The organism is uncultured Nostoc sp. (genome assembly GCF_964247315.1).
Lineage (GTDB): Bacteria > Cyanobacteriota > Cyanobacteriia > Cyanobacteriales > Nostocaceae > Nostoc.
Genome location: NZ_CAXTTT010000027.1, coordinates 23,774 through 41,141 on the forward strand (window position 1 = coordinate 23,774; position 17,368 = coordinate 41,141).

Consider the following 17,368-nt stretch of genomic DNA (forward strand, 5'->3'; position numbering starts at 1 on the left):
TTATATATACGTACTTTTTGTCTCCGTATTTTCTCGCGTTTCAATTCGGATTGCTATATTTAATTTCTAAAGGAAAGAAAAGAAATTAAAGAGTTTATTTACTCTAAAGGTTAAGTGTGCCCAATAAGACTAACGATCGCTGCGGCTAAATCCACTGGATCGACGGGTTTAGGTAGGTGCTTTTGAAATCCTGCTGCCATTGCTTGGTTGTAGTTAAGTTCTCCAGCATAAGCAGTTAAAGCGATCGCCGGAATTTGTCCGCCTTGCTCTGGCGGTAATTTTCTCACCTCGCGTAGCAACATATACCCATCCATCAAGGGCATTCCAATATCGCTTAAGAGGATATCTGGCTTTGATTGCACTAATGTTTGCAGCGCTTCATCTGCTGATTCAACTGCCGTTACCGTCGCGCCATATTGTTCCAGCGCAAAGCTAAAAAACTCTCGCACATCAGCTTGATCGTCCACAAGCAGGATTTGCACTCCAGCAAGTAATGTCTCGTCATTACTGACTTCTGGTTGAGAAGCTTCACCACTGCTAACTCGCAACTCAGAATTTTTGAGCAAAGGTAGTTTGACTGTGAAGGTAGCCCCTTGTCCTTCTCCCAAACTCTCTGCTTGAACTGTGCCACCGTGAAGTTCTACTAGATGACGCACAATTGCTAGTCCCAATCCCAGTCCACCAAATACTCTGGTTGTCTTAGCATCTGCTTGCCGGAAGTAATCAAAGACGTAGGGCAAAAATTCCGGGTTGATTCCTTTGCCTGTATCAATTACCTGGATTTGGGCATCTAAACCAACTTGCTCTAGACGCACTTCTACAAGTCCTTCTGTGGGTGTGAATTTAACGGCATTGGAGAGAAGATTCCACATCACTTGTTGCAAGCGATCGCCATCGCCGAGAACTTTGCCGATATCATTATTTAACACCGTTTGAATTTGAATTGATTTGGCTTCTGCTGCTAAACGCACTGTTTCTAATGCCGCTGCGATCGCTATTTTCAAATCCACTGCATGGAGATTTAAGCTAACTTTACCTTGCAAAATCCGCGAAACATCAAGTAAATCTCCAATCAATTGGGTTTGTAACTTTGCATTGCGCTCGATTGTTTCCAGTGCCTGGATTCTAGTGGCTTCGTTGAACTTGCGGGTTCTGAGTAACTTTGCCCACCCTAAAATTGGATTTAAGGGAGTTCGGAGTTCGTGGGAAAGGACAGCAAGAAATTCATCTTTAATGCGGTTGGCTGTCTCGGCTTCAGCCCTGGCAATCTTTTCAGCTTCGTAAAGTTGAGCGCGGGCGATCGCTTGGGCACACTGCTGTCCTAGTGTCAACATAAATCCCCGGTCTTCTTCATTAAATATTTGAAGAGGAGTAAAGCTTAATCCCAAAGCCCCAATTACTTTACCTTCTACTATCAAGGGAATGGAAGCCCAGGCATTATTCGCTATAACAGTCACAATATCTGCTAAGTCGGGATATCTAGCAATCATGGCTGCTAAATTTTCTAAAAAAATCGGCTGCCCAGTTCTGACTGTTTCTGCTATTTGGTTAGGTGCTGTGATCGGAAAACTTGTCCAAGTATTTATAAGCGTTTGCGGATAGCCAATTGCTTGCACAACTTTTAGGGTAGTACCTCCCTCGGCAAGTAAGATAACGGAACCACCAGTAGCTTCCAAGGCGGCAATGCCTTGGTTCACCACTACATCAGCTACCTGTTGGGGAGTTAAGGCTTCCGAGAAGGCAGCAGTTATTTTTTGTAAAAGTACTGTGCGATTGACAGACCGTTGAGTTTCCTGGTAAAGTCTGGCGTTGTCGATCGCTGTCGCCGCCCGCCGAGCAATATCCTCTGCTAAAGCCAAGTCTGTTTGTTGATAGTACCGACCAGATTCGGCGGTAAAAAAAGAGATTGCTCCAAATAATTGCCCGCGAGAACGAACTGGAATCACCATTAGAGAACGAATACCCAGACTTTGCAGCAATTGCCGATGTTCGTTGTCTTCAGACATCTGTAGAAGATGTGAGTCAGATAATTCCGGATAAAAGATAGATATTCCTAAGCGTAGCTGCTGTACAAGCTGTTTGGCTCTGGTTTGGGGTTGATAACGCCGTCGAATTTCGTCTAAAATATTTAATTTTGTGGGATCGGCAATTGCGATCGCAATTTGTTTACTTGACCAATCTTCCTGGAAGACATCTACAATACACAAATCGGCTAAAGTTGGAACTGCTAGATTAGCGACATTTTCCAAGGTGACTTCATAATCCAATGAGGCAGCTAGTAAGGTGCTGGCTTCGACTAAAAAATTTTGTGTGGCTTCAATTCGTTTGCGATGGCTAATATCCTCAATAATCCCTAATGCATACTTTGGAACTCCCTTAGCATCCCAAACTGCTGATGAAGTTAGGTTTGCCCAAACTATAGAACCATCTTTGCGAATGTAGCGCTTTTCTAGCGAATAACCACTAATTTCTTTTGCTAAAACTCGTTGAGCATTTTCCCAATCAACTTCTAAGTCGTCAGGGTGGGTAATTTCCTGAAAATTCATTTGAATTAACTCTTCGTAGCTATACCCAGTAATTTCGCATAGGGCAGGATTAACTTGCAGAAATCGCCCATCCAACCCTACTAGAGTAATACCAACAGCTGCTTGATTGAACATTGCCCGAAACCTTTCTTCGCTTTCTCGCAAAGCAACTTCTGTTTGCTTTGCTGCTGTCACATCTGCCAAAATAATGCCAATTCCTACCGTTTCACCCATTGTGTTTTTAACTGGGTAATAGTTGCCCAGCCAGTAACCGTAACGTCTTGGTTGTCCCCTTGTCTCACCGCTGATTTCCATATTCAGCAGGGGTTCTCCAGTATCTAACACGTGCTGTAACTGTGGCTCTAATTCAGCTGCCATCACTGGCAACACTTCCCTAAATTTGCGTCCTAGATGTTCTTCTATAGTCAAACCGTTAATGTCAGCGAAAACTTGATTAATGCGAATATATTGCAGTTCTCGATCGAAAAAGCATACGGCAACAGGAGCCGCTCCTAGCAACGCATCTAGGAGAGATAGAGATTCGGCATAATGGACTAAAGCCTGGTGGATATCTCGATAAAGATGGGCATTTTCCACTGCTAAGGCAGCACGATGGGTAATATCTATTGCTAAATTTAGGTCAGTGCGATCGTAGCGACGCTCCGATTGGGTGTTGATAAAGGTAATACAGCCGAGTATCCGCCCTTTTGCGATTAACGGCACAATCATTACAGACTTCATCCCCAATTGCCGAACAAGTTCCAAGTGTTCCTGATTCTGAGTAGTTGCTATTAATAGCGAGTCAGATACTTCTGAGATCAATTCACTTTGACCAGTTTGCAGCACTCTAGTAATTGCACTTGTAGCCTTATAATCTGTGACATACTCCTGAAGTTTACGCGCTAACTCTGCTTTCGATGGGTCTGCATGAGCAATAGGTAGGCGGCGAATCGAACCATCTTCATTTAAAATATCTACGCTACACCAATCAGCTAGCTGGGGAACTGAAATTTTGGCTATTTGTTGTAAGGTTTGTTCATAATCTAACGAAGTAGAGAGCAAACTACTAATTTGGGCGATATAACGCAGTCTTTCCTCAGCCTGCTTGCGCTCAGTAATATTTATACCTGCACAAATGATACCTTGAATACTATTATCTAAATCCCTTAGTGGTTCAACTAGCAAATCATAGTAACGGTCTTCTTTAGAAGTTGTTAGATAAATCTCTTGGCGGGTTGCAACACCAGTCTCTATTACCTTTAGCTTAATTGCCTGCAATTGCTCTGCTACTGAGGCGGTAAATAATTCATCATCAGACTTACCTAACATTTCCTCAGCAGTCTCTAGACCTTGAGGATTATGAATCCACTGATATCGTAAATCGCGATCCTGCTGAAAGACGACGATATCTGAACTATTTAACGCTAATCGAAATCTTTCCTCACTAACTCTCAGCTTTTGGAGATTTTCATCTGCCCGAATTTTAGCAGTTTTTAATGTTTCACATAAGATACTAAAGAGCAATCCTTGTAATCCAAATAACCCAATTTGCACAGAATTAGATAAGTCAAGACTCAGTTCATAAGCTGGAGGGAGAAAGAAGTAATCACTCAGTAACGCAGACAAAGAAGTTGCTAATAGCCCTGATTTCAAACCACCATACCAAGCGCTCATCATGACAGCGCTAAAAAATAGCAGGAAAGTAGTTCCATTCATGCTTAACCAGGGATCTAGCATTAACATTAGCACTAATGCAAGTGCTACAATTGATACAACGATGCCATAACGTAATAACTGAGAATAATGAATCTGGGGCATGAAAAGTTTATGAAAAAACCAATACTCATTGCAGAGGCTGTACATACCCTAAGCTAGTTTGTAAATTTTAGTAATTTATCTATAGATAGATTTGTGCTGAGTTCTGAAAGCCTCTTTTGCTAGAGGTTAATTTGTTAGTTATCTGATATGGAAAGCAAAAATTTAGCTCGAACCGTCAAGATAAATGACACTATTTTGCTAATTGAAAATACTAAATGCAAAGGCCAGCGAATTTATAACAAAAACTATGGAATAATATCTAGTTAAGGATAGAGATAATTGAGCGATAAATAACCGCTATTAAAGTCATCAATGCTGATTTGAATATTTTTGTCCTTTAATTGGGTTAATAACATCAATTGTCTGACTGATATTTTAAATAAACATACTCTCGGTAATTTCTAGGGCTATAGAATCACCTTCTAAACCATTTTGGGCTAAGGCATTGTGAATAATCAGTTCTTGTGCTTATTTGCGATCGCTCAAGCCTTTGAGTTACTCTCGTGGAGTTGATGGCAGGCAAGATTCAGAAGCTCAACGAAAAGACGCAGCAAGTGTTACAGCTATTTTCAGGTAAATAAACCACGCGGTAGGGGCGCAAGGCCTTGCGCCCCTACGACAGGTGTGGTTCAAATACATGAAAACTGCTGTAATCTCGAAACTCTGGCATTTGCCACTTAATTATTCGTATAATTGGATAATTTATTTTCTGAAATGCCCAATGCCCAATGCCCTACTGTCGTCAGCTAACATCCTTTAGTTCTGCTACCAATTTTTCAATATGTGCTATTTGATGAGTTGCCATCACAGATATTCTGATTCGACTTGTGGGTACTGTAGGGGGACGAATTGCTGGGGCAAAAATCCCAGCGTCTCTTAGCTGTTTTCCAGCTTTGAGAGCATCTGTGGCATTAGGCAATTGAAAACATAATATGGGTGATTCAGAAGGCAGCAATTTCAGGTTAGGTAGCTGTTGCAGCAAAGTTTTCAAGTAATGTATATTCTCCCACAATTGGGCACGATGTTGCGGTTCTTGTTGCACGATCTCGATCGCTGCTAAGGCCGCGGCGGTATCAGCAGGTGAAAGCCCAGTGGTATAAATCCAACTGGGTGCGCGGTTCCGCAAAAAGTCAATTAGGGCACTACTTCCTGCTACATACCCGCCTAAACTACCTAAAGCTTTACTCAAGGTGCCAATTTGAATTAATTGCTTTCCTGTACACCCAAAATGTTCCACACATCCAGCGCCAGTTTTTCCTAGTACCCCAGTGGCATGAGCTTCATCGACTAGCAGCATACAGCTAAATTCATCAGCGAGATCCAACAGTGCAGGTAACGGACATAAATCGCCATCCATGCTGAAGACGGTATCAGTAAGAATCAAACAGCGTCGGTAATTTTGCCGCTCCTGGTTCAACTGAGTTTTTAATACTGCCATATCACAGTGCGGATATTCCACAACTGCTGCACCGCTGAGAATCGCTCCATTTTTTAGACTGGAATGATTGTACTGGTCAGAGAAAATTAGATCGCGCTTGCCAACAAGGGCGGTAATTGCACCCAAATTTGCTAGATACCCGGAACTAAATACCAAGGCATCTTCTGTTTGTTTAGTAGATGCGATCGCCTTCTCTAACTCCCTGTGTAATTCTCGATGCCCACTGAGTAATCTCGAACCAGTACTACCAGTTCCAAATTCGGCGATCGCAGCCGTTGCAGCTGCCATTAACCGCTTATCCCCAGCCAATCCCAAATAGTCATTGCTGGCAAAATTAATTACCTCTTGCCCAGCTAAAACCACCGTTGCACCCGGACGACCATTGATAGGTTGTACTGAACGATACCAGTCTGCCCGACGAATTGTTGCTAAGGACTGTTCTAACCAAGCATAAGCATCAGTGGGCATAGGGCATGGGGAGAATAACTAATGACTAATGACAATTAAACTTGTTCGCTGCTAAGATGAGCGATCGCTTGTTTAATCCAATCTTCGACATAAGCATCTTTAGGTAGTCCGATGTCTTCGCTGACCACATGGAGGGCGTGACTGACCTCATGGGCAGTATATCCCAAGGCGAAGAGAGTCATTTGCACTTCTTCGAGAATTCCCGGTGCTGGCCCGCCTGTGGCGACGAAGAACCCGGCTGATTTGCGCCACTCAACTAATTTGCTTTTCAGTTCCAAACAGATGCGTTCGGCAATTTTTTTACCGACACCTGGAGCCTGAATTAAGATTTGTGTATTGCCAGCGATAATTGCTTGGACTAAATCTGGTAGTTCCAGAGTGTCCAAAAGGGCGATCGCTAAGGCTGCACCAATACCTGTGACAGTCAGCAAGTGGCGAAATAAATCGCGTTCGGCTGGGGAAGCAAAGCCATATAGAAAGGGCACTTCTTCGCGAATTTGCAAATGAGTAAAAATTTGCGCCACTCCTCCTGACTCTGGTAATTGGTTGGCTAGGCGTTGGGGAACTTGCAAATCATACCCCAAGCCATTCACTTCCAGAGTCAGAATTACGCGATTAGCGCCAATTGTTTGGATACCAGCGACTATACCTTTTAAATAACTAATCATTACAAGAGACCAAAATAATTTAAGCCTTCGATAATTCCACCTGCACAAAAACATGAAGCCAGGTAGTGATAGTCTGCGGGATACTCCTTGTGCCATTGGAGTAACTCTTTGCGGGCATTCCCCACAATGATTCCGCGTTCGTTGCCTACAGCAAATAAAGCAATATCATTACCCGAATCACCACAGACAACTGTTTGTTCTGCTGCAAATTTCCACTTCTGGCGTAAAAACTGCATTGCCTGACCTTTATCGCTGCTATGGGGTACAATGTCAAGGTCAATACCGCTACTGTAGATTAACTTTACATTTAATTTAGATTTCTGCAACTCTGCTTCAAGTTGTGGTAGAACATTCGCAGATACTTTTTGTTCTAGGAAACAACTCACTTTGAAGGGACGCTGTTCTGAATCTGGTTGCCGAACTAACTCAGGATATTTTCTTGTAATAGATAATACAGTTTCCCGTTCCCATCCCAAAGAGAGGATTTCTGACCAATCTGAGTCTGGAGTATCAGTACCATCAAGGTAAATCTCTGTACCCACAGATAGGACGAGGGCATCCGGTTGCAAAAGATTTTTTTGAGCTTGGAGTTCTTTGTAAAGTACAGGCGATCGCCCGGTAGAATAAACGATTTTAGTACCGTATTCTTGGCGATGTCTCTCCAGCAGTTGATTTAGTTCTGGTAAAGCGCTGTCATCACCGACAGTGCGATACACGAGCGTGTCATCTAAATCGGTTACAAAAAGAAATGGTTTCATGATTAAGACCTCTTGCAAAATTTCGTTATTCTACCGCGTGAAGGGACTTTTGCAAGAGATTTGTTTGCTAAAAACAAAATATGTCAGACATTCAATTCGAGATTAAGAATAGTTAGAATTATTGTCAGTAAAAGGTCAATACCTTTGCCAATTTACGAGGGTTCAAAGCCAGTAGAAACGGGATGGATACGACCTCAAGATGTAAGCTTGGCAAAAATCTGAGTTAATAAAATAGGCTTAGGGATTTCTGAAAGCATTTTTAATATTTCATGGACATATCGAAAGCCATGATAGTGAGCCTTCAGATCAATAATGCCAGAATCAGGATTAATGAGGCGAAAATCCGCCAGAACATGATAGGATAAATTAACCATAAAAAAGCCAGATTAGCAGCATTAGTCACGGCAGTTTGACTCAGGTTCATAAAATATTCTAATCTCCAAAATTGCTTTGCATCTCGAAAATTAAATTCAATTTAAAAGCGTAGTTTGTAATAGTCGATAATTTTTTTAAATGACAAGTTTAGGTCACTAGAAAATAGAATTACATGGCTATTTATTTGCAGTAACAGGCAACAGTGATAAGATGTCAGGCATGGGATGTTTGTAGTTTTTGAGTTGTCGTTGTCAGAGACAATAACTCTACTACATCGGCCCTCTTTCTTCATCCTCTTATTTTGGCGAAGGTATTGATTAAACGACACTTATTTAGTTGATCATTACTATGCATTACTACCCACGGTCAAATTACTGATTAATTGAGGGGTGTTATGTCAGGAATAACTCAAAATTGGCGGTTTTGGTATAGTTATCTAATTTTGACGGGTATGTTTATTGTTTCTTTGCAAGGGCGTGTTTTTGCTCAATCTCAATTTACCTCGATTAGCGGGATTGACAACGATTTGATTGAAGACAATGGCTCTCCTAACTTGTTTTTTCTTAACCCGAATGAAATTATTTTTGGGCCAAGCTGCTACAGTCCAGGTTATACTCAAAGCAAGTTTGTTATTCTCGGACGCGGCGGTTTACCATCCAATCCTAAAGATATTCTCAACCCTGATGCAATACGAATAGATTGGGTATCTCTTAAACCCAGCAACAAGAAGCGTTCCCTACTACCTGTCAGGATTAAACCAACTATTTACATTCCTAAACGTATTGTTGAGGCCACAGGAGTGACGCTAAATGCCTTTGGACAAATAGTTTTTAGTGCTAATCCAGCCACTCTTAGTCCTTATACTTCCAGGCAAAAGCCTATGCAGTGTTATGGTAGCTAAAGTTACTCATACTTTTGCCATGTCTTGTTCGCTGATGTTGTTTAACAGCATCACAACTACACCTGGTAAGGCGCAGTTACCTCAAAACAATTCTCCCTCGCTTGGGTCACTTGGGCGAGTGCAGGATGTCCAGCCACCAACCAAAACACAATCAACACCACCGTCTCCAGCACCGCAACTACCCCCTCCATCCCAATTACTCCAACCAGATAAAGGGCTACCTACACTAGAGCAACCACTCCCTGAAATTCCCTACACTTTCACTGTTAAACAGTTTGAAGTCGTTGGTAGTACGGTTTTTAGCCAAAAAAAGTTGAATCAGGTACTTAAGGACTTTATCAACAAGCCGATTACTTTTGCACAATTATTAGAAGCTCGTTCCAAAATTACCGAATTGTACAATCAAAAGGGATACATTACTTCTGAAGCTTATATTCCTGAACAAACTTTCACAGATGGTATTGTCCGAATCCAGGTAATCGAAGGCAAATTAGAAGATATCCAAGTCACTGGTACTAGGCGACTTAACCCAAATTATATTCGCAGTCGTATACCTAATGGTGCATCCACCCCTTTGAATCAAAAACGCCTATTACAGTCCCTGCAACTATTGCAGCTTAATCCTTTAATTAAAAGCTTGTCTGCTGAACTGTTTGCTGGCTCACGAACCGATACTAGTTTACTGGCCATCAAGGTAACTGAGGCAGATACATTCAATACAAAAATAGTACTGGACAATCGTCCTCCCCCTGATTCTGGTAGCTTTCGTCGCCAACTGCAAGTTAAGGAATCCAATTTACTGGGAATTGGAGATAGTATATCGTTAGCATACAGCAATACTGATGGCAGTAATGCTATAGATGCCAGTTACAGCTTACCCCTCAATCCCCACAATGGCACTCTCATCTTCCGCTATGGCAATAGACCAGCCAATATTATTGAATATCCTTTTAATATCCTAGATATTGAATCAACCCGCCAACGTTACGAACTCACATTCCGCCAGCCACTACTCCAAACTCCTAACCAAGAATTCGCTCTTGGAATCACTGCTTACCATAGAGAAAGTAAAATTTCCTCTTCTTTTCTAGAAGAATTTGGTTTTTCCCCTTCTGTACTCTCACTAGGAGCTGATGTACAAGGACGCACCAGAGTATCTGCCCTGCGATTCTTCCAAGAATGGATTTCCCGTAATAGCCAAGAAGTAATTGCCGCTCGTTCTCAATTTAGTTTGGGAATTGATGCATTCAATGCCACAATCAATGATACCGCTCCTGATAGCCGTTTTTTTGCTTGGCGAGGCCAAGCACAATGGGTACGCCTATTAGCTCCTGATACCCTACTTTTGATTCGTGGCGATGTGCAACTAGCTTCCACAACACTTTTAGATTCAGAAAAATTTGGTTTAGGTGGTGTAAATAGTGTTCGGCGATTCCGTCAAGATTTTTTATTGACAGATAATGGCGCTCTTGCTTCTGCTGAATTACGACTACCAATTTTATATGTGCATTCCTGGAAGGGAGTTCTACAAGTGACTCCTTTTGTTGATGTTGGTACTGCTTGGAGTAATTCGTCCAATAGAGATGAAATTAATATTATTAACACTAAGACTAACACTCTAGCTGCTGTTGGTTTGGGTTTGCGGTGGTTACAAGGTAATAATTTTACTGCTGCTGTTGAGTGGGGTATTCCTTTCGTTTCTGTTAATACTTCAGGTAATACATGGCAAGAAAATGGTTTGTATTTTTTTGTACAATATGATTTGTTTTAATTTCAAAAGTTAAAATTTAGGCTAATAACCCAAGCGCATCAGAGAAAAAAAAGCCGCCTGTGGTAACAGATTCGGATATCGATGATACACAGAGCCAATCCGCTTCGTTGCTGATAGAAAACCAAGATTGCGGTATTGAGGCGGTAATCCCTTATGAAGGAAAAATTTCCGCCCCGAAAATTGAAAAATGCTCAAATCAAGGACAAGCCCAACAAAGTCAATCTACTTCGTTGTTAGTAGGAAACCAGGATTTTAGTGATAAATCCGAAGTTTCTCATGAAGACACTTGTTCGGCCGCACTAGTATAACAGCTCGATAAATGGTCTCTTAATGCGATATTTTTTCTGTTTCCCGCTGTTATAAGGGGAGCCACTGCGTTGCGGAGGTTCCCTCCATTGTAGCAAGTGGCGTGGGATTAAGAAGGGTAATTTGACTTGTGTATACACGGTAGCTTTTTAAGGGGGGCTGGGGGGATCAGTTAGTGCCTAAAATCACAGCTAACTACTTTTCAAACAAGCTTTTAGCATATCTGTTATATTTCAGGAAATAAATCAATTTATAAGTTCATTATAACGATTATTATAAATACTTAATATTTTTTTATATATGAAAGAGGATTTGTTGCAAAGTATTAAGCCATTGAAACAAATAATTATATATTTCCAGCAAATGCTTAAGCGTTTCTTATATATGGAAGAACATTAGCTGCAAACGCTCAAATTTTGACAACTAATGTTTAAATTAGAGCGATGTCTAAAGAGCGTAGCACCGAAAAACAATATACAGACGTAGCACTGCTACGACCCTTAAAATATATTTCTGTGGAAATGGTTTTCCGCAGTTTATATTTTTTCAATCGCGGAAAATAATTTTGCGTGATTTTAAAACCCTTTTAGAGACGCAAAATTGCATTTTGTGCTATTCGTCTAAAGTCTTATTCCTCAAATGAAAAATAAATTTTTTCAAAGCTACGCGAACAAATTCTTTGGCTGCGTTATTCTCAGTACTGGCAGTAAATGTGCTTTTGTTATCCACGCTGCTATACTAGTGAAATCGTTACATTAATGCTTAAACACAATATTATCGTCGTTGGAACATCAGCAGGTGGAGTTGAGGCGCTGACTTATCTAGTCAAGCATTTGCCGCGCGATCTCAATGCTGCTGTAATTATAGTCCTTCATGTATCAAGTCATGGCACGAGTGTTCTGCCAAAAATATTAAGTCGTGCTGGCAACTTGCCAGTGTCTCATGCTCAGGACGGCGAAGCTATTGTTCGTGGTTGCATTTATGTTGCTTTGCCTGACTACCATTTACTGGTAGAACAAGGATATTTGCGTTTGACGCGGGGAGCAAAAGAAAATCGTTGTCGTCCCGCTATCGATCCATTGTTTCGCAGTGCAGCGCGAACCTATGGGCAACGAGTGATTGCTGTGCTACTAACAGGTCTGCTTGATGACGGCACGGCGGGACTAATGGCTGTAAAAATGCGGCGCGGTGTGGCAATTGTCCAAAATCCTGACGATGCATTGTATCCTGATATGCCACGTAATGCGATCAAGAACGTAGAGGATATTGACCATATTCTGCCACTTTCAGATATTCCTTCTACTTTAGTAGCTCTAGTTAATACGCCAATGGAAGTACAACCAGAAAACCCGGTACCTAGCAAGATGGAGTTTGAAACTGAAATAGCGCAGTTGAATTTAGAAACAGTAGAAAACGAAGGCAATCGACTTGGTAAACCATCAACCTTTGGCTGTCCTGACTGCGGCGGTATCCTCTGGGAAATTGAAGAGGGAAATTTGTTGCGCTTCCGGTGCCGCACGGGTCATGCTTTTTCAGCAGAAACTTTGCTGGCTACGCAGTCTGATAAGGTGGAGGATGCACTATGGATCGCTTTGAGGGCATTGGAAGAGAAAGCTTCTTTATCACATCGTATGGCTTCAAGGATGGAGGCTCGCAATCAAACCTTGGTGGCACAAAGATTCAAAGAGGAGGCACACTCTGCCAAAGAGTCCTCCGCCATTATTCGAGAAGTACTTTTGAAGGTCAATCCAAACACAGGTGTTAATTGAAGGTTAAATATAATCATTTTGAGGAATAGGATGGTTTAGTTTATCGTGTGTAAGTGCCACCACAGCTTGAACTAACTCTTCTGGATCGAGGGGCTTGGTAACGTGCCGTTGATAGCCACTGCTTATCGCTCGCTGGGAATCCTCAACTCTGGCATAAGCAGTCAAAGCGATGGCGGGAATCTCTCCCCCTTTTTCGGGCGTTAAAGTGCGGATCTGTTTGATCAGAGAATAGCCATCAATTTCGGGCATCCCAATATCACTGATTAAAACATCGGGTTGAAAAGACTCCAAGTTTGCCAATACTTCTGTCGCAGAGGCAACAGTCAGCACTTTTGCTCCGTATTCCGCAAGCAATACTGTTAATAGCTCACGAGCATCGGGATCGTCATCGACTGTGAGAACTCGAATCCCCGTAAGTTCGAGTGCTTGTTGTGGCAACTCATCTGGCTGGTTGATTTCCGGTTCCACATTCAGCAGTGGCAACTGGACTGTAAAGGTAGCTCCCAAGTCTTCACCAGGACTATCAGCCTTGATCGTGCCGCCGTGCGCCTCAACTAACTGCCGGACGATCGCCAACCCCAATCCTAACCCCCCATACTTGCGAGTAATTGAGACATCTTCCTGACGGAATGATTCAAAAATATATGGGAGAAAGTCTGGGTTAATGCCTTTGCCAGTGTCACTGACGATAATCTGTGCCCGATCGTCAACTCGCTCTAGTCTGGTTTCTACCCGTCCTCCCTTGGGGGTAAACTTGATCGCGTTAGAAAGTAAATTCCAAACGATCTGTTGCAGGCGGTTGGAATCTCCAGAGACTTGCCCAATATTCGGCAGTACTGAATGCAACACAATTGATTTGGAAAGGGCTGCTGTATTTACCGTGTCGATCGCAGATTCAATCACAAATGCCAAATTCACAGGAGCCGCATCTATACTGAGTTTGCCACGCAGAATCTTGGCTACGTCGAGTAAGTCATCAATCAGTTGAGTTTGCAGTTTGGCGTTGCGTTCAATGGTGGCTAAAGCTTCAGCTGTTTTAGTTTCACTAAATTTGCGGGTTTGTAGCAGTTTTGTCCAGCCGAGAATGGGGTTGAGAGGCGATCGCAATTCATGGGAGAGAATGGCTAGAAACTCATCTTTGATCCGATTAGCGCGTTCGGCTTCTGCTCTTGCTGCTTGTTCTAGTTGCAATAGGCGATCGCGTTCGATTTCAGCTTGTTTGCGATCGGTGATGTCTCGCGAAATCAACAAGATTCGTTCCATCTGCCCGGAGGCATCCAAAATCGGGCTAGCGACCACTTCCCACCATTTAGGAGTGCCTTTTACAGTTGGGCAGTATCCGCGAAAAATACTGACTTCGCCTGTTTTAGTGGCAGCGAGTGCCTGCTCTGCCTGTTGCCGATTGCTGCCTTTCCAGAAACACAGCCATTCAATATTCAGATAAGGATTGAAGTCGTCAATTTCCATCAAACACAGGCCACCTGTATTCATGTACAGCAACCGTCCATCGAGGCTTAATACCTTGATGGAGTCAGAACTGCTGTCTAAAATACGGTTTTTAAATTCTTCACTCTGGCGTAGGGCTTCTTCAGTTTGTTGGCGAGTGGTGATATCTCGCCAAGTGGCAACAAATCCATCTCCAAATTTAGCCACGCGGATATCAAAGGCTCTAACTAAGCGTTGTTGTCCGTACTCATCTTCATAAACTAGGCTGTCTTTAATGAGCGGCTTTCCTGTTTCTACTACCTCGCAGTATTCATCAAACAATCCACTGTCACGATGCCCTGGTAGTAATTCACACAACCCTCGTCCAATCTGCTGCTCATAAGTCATTTGATTGTTGAGACAAACCGCATCATTGACATATTCAGTCACAAAATTGACAATCTGTCCCTGCTCATTCCGTATAGCACGGTATACCCCAAAGCAGTCCAGCATATTTTCAACCGAGGTGCGGAAGCGTTCTTCACTGTCTCGCAGCGCTTGCTCTGCCTGCTTGCGAGCGCTGATGTCTTCGGCAATACCTGCAAACCGATAAATCTCTCCTATTTCATCTCGAAGTGGAAAGCAGCGATCGTGAACCCAGCGAATACTACCATTGGGTAAGATAATCCGATATTCCTGATCAAATTTACCTGCGACAGCTTTTTCATGAAACGCTCTCTGGGTCGATTCTCGATCCTCTGGGTGAATCCGATCGAGCCATGCTTGTTGTCCTTGATACAATTCTTGCGGGTTCAATCCCCACAGTTTTTGATATGCAGGACTGACATAGCTGACTCGATTTTCTGGCACTTCTCTGATCCAGAACACCGCATCAATATTTTCTGCGAGTTGGCGGAAACGTTCTTCACTATCCCGCAGACTTTGAGCCGATCCTTTGCGTTCGGTGATATCTAAATCGATACCAGCCATCTGAATCGGTTGCCCGTGTTGGTCGTAAAATACCTTGCCCTGGCTCAGTGCCCAGCGAATCTTACCGTTGCCATATACCACTCGAAATTCAATGTCATAGTCTTCTCCGGTGGCGACAGCACGCTCGACGGCAGCTAACACGCGATCGCGATCATCAGGGTGCAACCGCGCGGCAAACATCTCGAATGAGCCGTCAAACTCTCCTGGCTCTAATCCAAATAAGGCTTCCAGGTTATCCGACCAGGAAATTGTTCCCGTCTGGATGTTCCAGTTCCATGTTCCCATGCGAGAAGCTGATAGTGCGAATCGCAGCCGTTCGTCACTCTGCCGCAATTCTGCTTCTACCCGTCTGCGATCGGTCAGTTCATTGTGTGCCTGCTGATAGAGTTCCGCCTGTCGAATTGCAATGCCAACTTGAATCGCCAGTTCTTTAAGCAAGTCAATCTCTAAGGGTTGCCATCTTTTTGGCATAGCACAGTTGTGAGCAATTAGCAATCCCCAGAAGTGGTTATCGTAAATAATCGGCACAACCAAATTAGCTTTTACTTGATACTGAGCCAACAATTCAACGTGGCATGGGTCAATGCTGCTATCTTGAATATCAAATATTGCTGTTACGTAACCCTGACGATAGCGTTGGATATAATTTTCGACAAAGGCGGGATCGTTGCTGACAATTTCCTGTGGATTCGATGCAAGGTAATTCTTTGCGAGGCAGGGATCGTACATAGTGGAGTAAAGGAGCGATCGCCACTGTGCCCAAACCGATTCTGCTACTACAGTCCCATCTCCGTTAGGTTTTAACTGAAAAACCAAGACGCGATCAGTGTGCAGAAATTCTCGCACTTCGGTTACAGTTGTCTGAAGAATTTCATCCAGATTTAGCGATTGGTGAATTTTCTGGGTAATATGTGAAACTACGCGCTCTCGTTCAATACGCTGTTGTAATTGGGTGTGTAGCCGCACTGTTTCAATTGCCCCATTGACCGCTATTTGCAGTCCTTCTGGGGTAATTTCCTCTTTAACAAGATAATCTTGTGCGCCCGCTTTGATTGCCTTAACTGCAATCGCTTCGTTACCCTGCCCGGTGACAACAATCACAGGTAGGCAAGGTTGTTGCATTGAGGGTTGCAATTGTGCTAAAAATTCCAGTCCGTCTAAGTCAGGTAGCCGATAATCAACCAACACAGCATCGGGCTGGTGTTGCTGCCAAAGTTCTAGTCCTTGCTGCCCCAGCGTTGCTTCTAAAAATGTATAGGAATATTCGCGATCGCGCAGCAAATATCGCCGATAGAGTTCTCGATCTTCTGGCGAATCATCGACAATTAAGAGAGTGCGCTGTTGCTGAGACATCGTGAATTAATTAATCGAGTATGAGTTAACCCACATTTTGCAGGTTGGGAGAGAAAAATTGATATTTTTCAACAAATGCTAAAACTCTTCTGATGCCAGGATTTTAACATACTTGATAGACTTTATTTGGTTGCTCTTTCCATCAGCTTTGCATTAATTCGTTCATTTTGATGTATATTTTGCTTTTAACCTACTTATAAGACTTATATCACTTTAGCCAGAGAACAGGTTATAAATATTCATCCACTAATACAAATTATTTATTAAGAGTAGATTTGCTTTATTATTTATTAATATATTAACTTTATCTAAACATCTTAAAACCCTTTTTCTCTCTGCTTCTTGAACCTTGCAATCTGAATAATAACTTTTTCCAAACATGATATTAGCTACACCTTAGGCAAATATATAAGCTAAAATTACTGTGGTCAGCTAATTTTACTTTTTGAACTTCATTGATAATCTGTGACGTGGAAAAAGTATTTGCTAAAAATTCAGGGTTTTTGCTGGATATAGAAAACCGAGTTCTTAATTTAGATAAAGTTGAGATTAGACTAATGGCAGATTCCAAGCTTTTGGTGCGTTACGCTATTACTAACACACCCTACGTGGATTTAAAAAATAAAATACTAGTCCTATAGCAATAGTGCTTAGTTAAGGCTAGAAAATAAAAATGTCTAGGTTGATTTTCATTCCTCAACCTAACCTATGAATATTTTTAACCGAGCAAGATTGAGTTCTATAGAATTAATAAACACGCACGATAGATAACATGATTTTTAGTATTTTTGCTATCAATACAG

Annotated in this window: 9 protein-coding genes and 1 pseudogene; 4 read left to right on the top strand and 6 right to left on the bottom strand. The window is 42.4% G+C overall.

What is annotated here, in order from left to right; genetic code table 11:
• Positions 1-110: 110 nt before the first annotated feature.
• The 5 genes and pseudogenes from ACFE93_RS10655 to ACFE93_RS10675 all read right to left on the bottom strand — a co-directional run.
• Positions 111-4,343: a PAS domain S-box protein gene (locus ACFE93_RS10655; protein ID WP_375473264.1), complete on the bottom strand. Its 4,233-nt coding sequence runs from the start codon at positions 4,341-4,343 to the stop codon at positions 111-113.
• A gap of 742 nt (positions 4,344-5,085) precedes the next feature.
• Positions 5,086-6,249 (bottom strand): 8-amino-7-oxononanoate synthase, encoded by a 1,164-nt coding sequence (bioF, locus tag ACFE93_RS10660; RefSeq protein WP_375473265.1) that lies wholly within the window; start codon positions 6,247-6,249, stop codon positions 5,086-5,088.
• 35 nt (positions 6,250-6,284) lie between these two features.
• Positions 6,285-6,917, bottom strand: coding sequence for a Holliday junction branch migration protein RuvA (ruvA, locus tag ACFE93_RS10665; protein ID WP_109007998.1), 633 nt, complete (start codon positions 6,915-6,917; stop codon positions 6,285-6,287).
• Positions 6,917-7,675, bottom strand: coding sequence for a sucrose-phosphate phosphatase (locus ACFE93_RS10670; protein WP_375473266.1), 759 nt, complete (start codon positions 7,673-7,675; stop codon positions 6,917-6,919). The genes ruvA and ACFE93_RS10670 overlap by 1 nt, the downstream gene beginning before the upstream one ends.
• Before the next feature lie 194 nt (positions 7,676-7,869).
• Positions 7,870-8,228 (bottom strand): annotated as a pseudogene (locus ACFE93_RS10675) (IS4 family transposase); the annotation flags it as partial.
• A gap of 216 nt (positions 8,229-8,444) precedes the next feature.
• On the opposite strand from ACFE93_RS10675, the gene ACFE93_RS10680 reads away from it, so the two are divergent.
• The 4 genes from ACFE93_RS10680 (at position 8,445) to ACFE93_RS10695 (ending at position 12,797) form a co-directional block, all read left to right on the top strand.
• Entirely contained in the window at positions 8,445-8,951 is a 507-nt protein-coding gene (locus tag ACFE93_RS10680; RefSeq protein ID WP_375473267.1) for a hypothetical protein, read from the top strand.
• Positions 8,941-10,722, top strand: a complete 1,782-nt coding sequence (locus ACFE93_RS10685) for a ShlB/FhaC/HecB family hemolysin secretion/activation protein (RefSeq protein WP_375473268.1) — start codon at positions 8,941-8,943, stop codon at positions 10,720-10,722. The genes ACFE93_RS10680 and ACFE93_RS10685 overlap by 11 nt, the downstream gene beginning before the upstream one ends.
• A 59-nt stretch (positions 10,723-10,781) precedes the next feature.
• Positions 10,782-11,030 (top strand): hypothetical protein, encoded by a 249-nt coding sequence (locus tag ACFE93_RS10690; RefSeq protein ID WP_375473269.1) that lies wholly within the window; start codon positions 10,782-10,784, stop codon positions 11,028-11,030.
• A gap of 756 nt (positions 11,031-11,786) precedes the next feature.
• Positions 11,787-12,797: a chemotaxis protein CheB gene (locus ACFE93_RS10695; protein ID WP_375473270.1), complete on the top strand. Its 1,011-nt coding sequence runs from the start codon at positions 11,787-11,789 to the stop codon at positions 12,795-12,797.
• 3 nt (positions 12,798-12,800) lie between these two features.
• Here ACFE93_RS10695 and ACFE93_RS10700 read toward each other — a convergent pair whose 3' ends face one another.
• The gene (locus tag ACFE93_RS10700; RefSeq protein WP_375473271.1) at positions 12,801-16,565 is read right to left on the bottom strand and encodes a response regulator; all 3,765 of its coding nucleotides are present in this window, start codon (positions 16,563-16,565) and stop codon (positions 12,801-12,803) included.
• Between the last annotated feature and the right edge of the window lie 803 nt (positions 16,566-17,368).

What these genes read in the sequence shown, in the direction of transcription:
- ACFE93_RS10685 (WP_375473268.1), top strand. Translation starts at nt 8,941, where the DNA reads ATGGTAGCTAAAGTTACTCATACTTTTGCCATGTCTTGTTCGCTGATG.
- ruvA (WP_109007998.1), bottom strand. Translation starts at nt 6,917, where the DNA reads ATGATTAGTTATTTAAAAGGTATAGTCGCTGGTATCCAAACAATTGGC.
- ACFE93_RS10655 (WP_375473264.1), bottom strand. Translation starts at nt 4,343, where the DNA reads ATGCCCCAGATTCATTATTCTCAGTTATTACGTTATGGCATCGTTGTA.
- ACFE93_RS10680 (WP_375473267.1), top strand. Translation starts at nt 8,445, where the DNA reads ATGTCAGGAATAACTCAAAATTGGCGGTTTTGGTATAGTTATCTAATT.
- ACFE93_RS10700 (WP_375473271.1), bottom strand. Translation starts at nt 16,565, where the DNA reads ATGTCTCAGCAACAGCGCACTCTCTTAATTGTCGATGATTCGCCAGAA.
- ACFE93_RS10695 (WP_375473270.1), top strand. Translation starts at nt 11,787, where the DNA reads ATGCTTAAACACAATATTATCGTCGTTGGAACATCAGCAGGTGGAGTT.
- ACFE93_RS10670 (WP_375473266.1), bottom strand. Translation starts at nt 7,675, where the DNA reads ATGAAACCATTTCTTTTTGTAACCGATTTAGATGACACGCTCGTGTAT.
- bioF (WP_375473265.1), bottom strand. Translation starts at nt 6,249, where the DNA reads ATGCCCACTGATGCTTATGCTTGGTTAGAACAGTCCTTAGCAACAATT.